3 protein-coding genes are annotated in these 1936 nt (G+C 62.9%); 2 read left to right on the top strand and 1 reads right to left on the bottom strand.

What is annotated here, in order from left to right; translation table 11 throughout:
• A partial coding sequence (locus tag VZ95_RS26190; protein ID WP_045777339.1) for a PAS domain-containing protein occupies positions 1-255 on the top strand: 255 nt, incomplete at its 5' end.
• The gene (locus tag VZ95_RS19475) at positions 248-1450 is read left to right on the top strand and encodes an AMP-binding protein (RefSeq protein WP_052711967.1); all 1203 of its coding nucleotides are present in this window, start codon (positions 248-250) and stop codon (positions 1448-1450) included. The genes VZ95_RS26190 and VZ95_RS19475, both read left to right, overlap by 8 nt.
• 48 nt (positions 1451-1498) lie before the next feature.
• Here VZ95_RS19475 and fdxA read toward each other — a convergent pair whose 3' ends face one another.
• A complete protein-coding gene (gene fdxA / locus VZ95_RS19470; RefSeq protein ID WP_045777337.1) occupies positions 1499-1834 on the bottom strand; it encodes a ferredoxin FdxA in 336 nt (111 codons plus the stop codon).
• Positions 1835-1936 lie beyond the last annotated feature (102 nt).

Here is a 1936-nt window from a genome sequence, read left to right as displayed (position 1 = left end):
TTCAWTGCGATGGAAGGCCAGATCACCGGGCGCGACCCGAAACAAATGGTCGGCAAGAATTTCTTCACCGATGTCGCGCCCTGCACGAATACCGCCGAGTTCAAAGGGCGCTTTGATGCGGGCGTCGCACAAGGCGATTTGAGTGTCATTTTCGAATATCTCTTCGACTATATGATGAAGCCGACGCGCGTGAAGGTTCACATGAAGAAGTCGATTATCGGCGAGAGCTATTGGGTCTTCGTCAAGCGTGTCTAACGCCTTCGATTTTTGGGCGCGGCGGGATTTGCTGCGGCACTTTATTGCCGATAGCGTGCGGGCGGAGTTTTTAAGCCAGCACCCGGACGCGTTTCCGCCGCTGCCGCCCTGGCCGGAGGAGTTTGATTTTGCCGAGCAGCTTGGGGCGGATTCGCTGGATCGGCTGAGCGCCGCGACGGCGCTGAGCGCACAGCTTCGGCTCGACCGCGCGGGCCTTGCCGATGTGCTACTGGCGCGGCGGCATCTGTCGGGCTGGGTCGATGTGGCGGAAGCCTCCTTAGCCCGTTATTCGGAAAGTTTGCAGTTTCGCTCGTCGGGCAGCCAAGGTGCGCCGGTGTGGCGCGAGCATCGGCTCGCGCGGTTCGCGGCGGAGATTGACGGGTTCTTGCCGGTGTTCGGCGCGGGGATTGAGCGGATCATTGCCGTGGTTCCGGCCCATCATATCTATGGATTTCTGTTCACCGTGCTGCTGCCCGCGCGCTTAGGCATTCCAGTGCTCGACCTGCGCGCCGCCTCGCCGGGGTCGGTGGCGGCGCAGATTGGGCCGGGCGATGTGATCGTCGGGCATCCGCTGTGGTGGCGCGCTTTTGCGACGGCGAGCGGTGCCTGTGCGCCCACTTTGGGGTTGGTTTCGACCGCGCCTTGCCCGCCAGAAACCGCACAGGCGGTGCGGGCGACCGGCCTTGCCCGCCTCATTGAGATTTACGGATCGACCGAGACGGCGGGCATCGGCTGGCGTGATGCTGGTGGCGGCGCGTTTACGCTGCTCGATACCTGGCAGCCGGGGGCCGATGGGGGGCTGCTCGACGATCGGGGGGCCGTGGTTAGCCCGCCCGATTGGCTCGATTGGCAAGCCGAGCGGCGCTTCACCGTGCGCGGGCGCAAAGACGGGCAGGTGCAGGTCGGCGGCGTCAATATCGATCTCGCCGAGGTTCGCGCTTGCCTAATGCAGGTTCCGGGGATTGCCGATCTGGCGCTGCGCTTGGCCGAAACCGGGCGCTTGAAGGCCTTTATCGTGCCGGCTCCCGACGCGGACGAAGCGACACTGCGGCAGGCCGTGCAGGCGTTAGCAAAAGCGCGTCTTGCCGCGCCGGCGCGCCCGACGAGTTGGACGTTCGGGCCGTCCCTGCCGATGTCAGAGACAGGAAAGCCCGCCGATTGGCCGATCGCGGCGCGCGGCGGGCTTTGGGATTAGAGCGGTTTCCGTGCGGGTGAGCCCACCCGCTCGGGATTTGCTCTAAGCCTATTCGGCGGCCGGTTTGGGCGAGAAATATTTCTCGAACTTACCCTGAACCCCTTTGAACTCATCCGCATCGGGCGGCGGGGCGACCTGGCGGGTGATGTTCGGCCATTGCGCGCTATACTCGCGGTTTATCTCGATCCATTTTTCGGCGCGCGGATCGCTATCGGGCAGAATCGCTTCTGCCGGGCATTCGGCTTCGCAGACGCCGCAATCGATGCACTCATCGGGATTGATGACCAGCATGTTTTCGCCCGCATAGAAACAATCGACCGGGCAAACTTCAACGCAGTCCGTGTAGCGGCACCGAATGCAATCATCGGTCACGATATAGGTCATGAGGGGGAGGCTCCCTTCCCGAGCAATCTAGAATAGGTGCGATTTTTATGCACCTTCTTGGCGGGCCGTATCATAGTCGGCTGGTTTCAGGACACAAGCCCG

It is taken from the genome of Elstera litoralis, from assembly GCF_000963705.1.
Lineage (GTDB): Bacteria > Pseudomonadota > Alphaproteobacteria > Elsterales > Elsteraceae > Elstera > Elstera litoralis.
This window is presented reverse-complemented; position numbering and strand designations above follow the sequence as displayed.